Source organism: Nostoc sp. DedSLP03 (assembly GCF_034530815.1).
Taxonomy (GTDB): Bacteria; Cyanobacteriota; Cyanobacteriia; order Cyanobacteriales; family Nostocaceae; genus Nostoc.
The window spans coordinates 1-3,646 of the sequence record NZ_JAVRCK010000199.1 but is presented as its reverse complement, the minus strand read 5'-3'; the positions used below and the strand labels follow the sequence as shown (position 1 = coordinate 3,646).

The following is a 3,646-nucleotide window of genomic DNA, read 5'->3' as shown; positions in this document are numbered from 1 at the left end:
AGATGTTTAGTTAATTCTTGAATATGAGGTTCAACGAAAATCGAAAAATGATCGCCAGGAACTTCAATTACTTGAATAGGTTGACTAGAATATTTCCCCCAGCCTAGTAAGGGGTCATCAGTACTCCATTCTCGATTGTCAAAGTCATGAATAATTTCCTCTTTAGCTCGAAATACAGTTATGGATTGAGGATAAACCTGAGGAACATAATCTCGCATAGCTTGGACATGCGCTCGGAAAAGTTTGTAATAATTGAGAAAATCTTCAACCTCTGTATCGCTAAAGATAAAGTTTGCTTTTTTATTTACTAAATGAAATTGCTCATTTAGTGGTAAAACTCGAAGTTCCTCAAAAGGAATTGAAAAATCTATATTATTATTGGTTTTTATCGATTCAGCCATGCGGAGTAAGAATTTTGCATCGTCATCTTTGGTAGATTCAATACGTGTTTCTGGTTGTATGGTATCGATAAGAACTAATAAACCTACTGTTTGACCTTGCCTTTGCAATTGCTGCGCCATTTCAAAAGCAATTACACCGCCGTAACAATGACCGCCTAAAAAATAAGGACCATTTGGTTGTACTTGACGAATTTCTTGGAGGTAGCGAGTTGCTGTCTCCTCGACTGAAATAATTTCGGGCAGTTCTTGCTCTAAAGTATGTTCCAAGGCATAAAATGGATAGTCCTCACCAAGCCTTCTAGACAATTTAAAATAGTTATTAATACCCCCGCCAGCGCCATGCATACAGAAGAAAGGTATCTTGTAACCAGAAGAGTTAATTGCTACTAAAGGAGAATTAGAACTATGACGGGATGGCTGATTAAGAATAATCGCTAATTTTTCAATCGTTGGGTTTTCAAAAAAAGTAGATAGGGTAAGATTATGCCCAAATTTGTCCTGAATTTGAGCCATTAAGCGTACAGCTAAAAATGAATGACCACCTAAGTCAAAGAAGTTATCTTTTACCCCGATAGGATTAGTATTTAGGAGATTTTCCCAAAGTTTTACTAATGATAATTCTGTAAAATTACGAGGAGCAAGAAACGATTGAGTAGTATTTGATCGAAGAAGTTTATTAGTTGTCAAAGAGCGTTTATCTACTTTGCCATTAGGTGTCAGTGGGAGCGTATCCAGTACAACAAAACTAGATGGTAGCATGTAATTAGGCAATTTCTGTTGCAAATCTGGCAAGATTTCTAGAGCTATATCCTGTTTATCTGTGACAATATATGCAATCAAACGCTGATTTTCTTGAGCATCATCGCTAGCAATTACAACAGATTCTTGCACATCTGGATGTTGGGCAATAATAGTTGCAATTTCACCCAATTCTACTCGGAATCCTCGGATTTTTACTTGTTCATCATAGCGACCCAAATATTCAAGATTACCATCTTTGAGATATCGGACTAAATCGCCTGTTTTGTAAAGTTTAGTTCCGGGAATAAAGGGATTATCAATAAATTTTTCTTGAGTTAATTCCGGACGATGCAAATATCCCCTCGCTAATCCGTCACCACCAATATAAAGTTCACCGACGATTCCTAAAGGTGTTGGTTGTAAATTGCGATTCAAAACATAAACCTGAGTATTATCGATAGGACGACCGATGGAGACACTGCTTGCTTGTTCTGGCAATAAACTGGTGTCATAATAAGTGGCGTTAGCGGAAACTTCCGATGAGCCGTAAAGGTTAATTAGTTTGGCAAATGGTATCAACTCTTGAAAAGTTTGAGCTAACTTAACAGATAGTGCTTCCCCGCTAGTTATCCAAAGTTTCAGTTGCGATAATTTCTTAATCAGATGACTATAATTATCTAGAAGTAAGCGCAGTAGTGAAGGTACAAGTATAATACGGGTAACTTTGTGATGTGCTAAAGCTTCTATAAATAGCTGCGGGTCTAGTAGAGTTTCATTCTTGATAATTACTGTCGGAATTCCTCTAAGTAAAGGAGCAAAAATTTCCCACACAGAATCTACAAAGCTAATAGCTGTTTTCTGACAACAAACTTCTCCTTGGGTAAAAGGATAGGTTTTCCATAACCAGTGTAAGCCGTTTACTGTACCGCGATGTGTGCCAAGAACGCCTTTAGGAGTTCCAGTTGAGCCAGAAGTATAGATAACATAGGCGAGATTATCAGATGAAGAGATATTAATGGGATTTTCAAAACTTTCTTGAGAAATTTCGTTTTTGTGGATATCCAAGCAAACAATTTTAGCTGAAGATAATGAGAGTTTTTCTAATATCTCCTGTTGACTAATTAACACCGATGCTTGAGAATCAGAGAGCATAAAATTCAGACGCTCAACTGGATAACTTGGATCGAGTGGAATATATGCACCGCCAGCTTTGAGGATAGCTAAAATTCCCACCACCATATCTAGAGAACGTTCCAGACATAGAGCAACTAGCGTTTCTTTTGTGACACCCTGTTTTTGTAAATAATGTGCAAGCTGATTAACTCGGTGATTAAGTTGACGATAAGTCAGTTCTTCAGACTGATGAATTAATGCTAAAGAGTCAGGTGTTAGTTCAACTTGCTGCTCAAATAATTGATGGATAGATGCATCTTGAGGATAATTTGTAAGAGTTTGATTAAACTTAAATAATAGTTGCTCTTGCTCAGAAGTAGTTAGTAACGATAACTCATTAAGGCGCTGCTCTGGATTAGTAATGATATTTTCTAGTAAAGTCTGGAAGTTGTTGATAAATTGGGTAATTTTTGTGGAATCAAAAATATCTGTATTATACTCTAAACACCCTGTTAATCCCTCTTGAGATTCAGACATGGATAGGAAAATATCTAGTTGAGCTGTACCGCTATCAAACTCTAAAGTACGCAAGGTTAAACCAGAAACTTCCTGTACAGACACTGGGCTGTTTTGCAGGACAAACATGACTTCATAAAGTGGATTCCGATTTAAGTCTCGTTCGGGTTGCAATTCTTCTACAAGCATCTCGAAAGGCAAATCTTGATGTGCATAAGCATCGAGAGTCACCTCACGTACTCGATGTAGAAGTTCCCGAAAGCTAGGATTTCCACTGAGATTATTACGTAACACCAAAGTGTTAACAAATAAACCCAATATTCCTTCTAATTCGGCTCGGTTTCGGTTGGCAATTGGAGAACCAATTAAGATGTCTTCTTGGTCTGTGTAGCGATATAATAGTATGTTAAATGCCGCCAGCAAACTCATAAATAAAGTAGCGTCTGCTTGCTGGCTTAATTGTCTCAATGCATCAGTCAGAGCTTTCGAGAATGTAAAGTATTGTTTAGCACCAGTGAAAGTAGTAACATTAGGTCGCGGACGCTCTGTGGGTAATTGTAGTACAGGTAACTCACCCTTGAGTTGTTGCTTCCAATAATTTAATTGGGTTGCGAGGAATTCACCTTGGATGCGATCGCGTTGCCAAATGGTAAAATCTGCATACTGAATGGGGAGTTCAGGTAAGGAGGAAGGTTGATTTGAAAAGAAAGCAGCGTATAGCGTTGACAGCTCGCGCAGGAACACACCACAAGACCATCCATCCGTGATAATGTGGTGCATGGTCACAAGCAAAATGTGTTCTTCTTCACTCAAGCGCAGTAAAGTTGCTCTGACTAAAAGTCCTTTAGCTAAATTAAAAGGTTTTTTTGCTGACT

1 protein-coding gene is annotated in these 3,646 nt (G+C 38.0%); it reads right to left on the bottom strand.

Annotation, left to right across the window (positions count from 1 at the left end):
- Positions 1-3,646: amino acid adenylation domain-containing protein (locus RM368_RS38100; RefSeq protein WP_322698871.1), on the bottom strand; the 3,646-nt coding region annotated here is incomplete at both ends.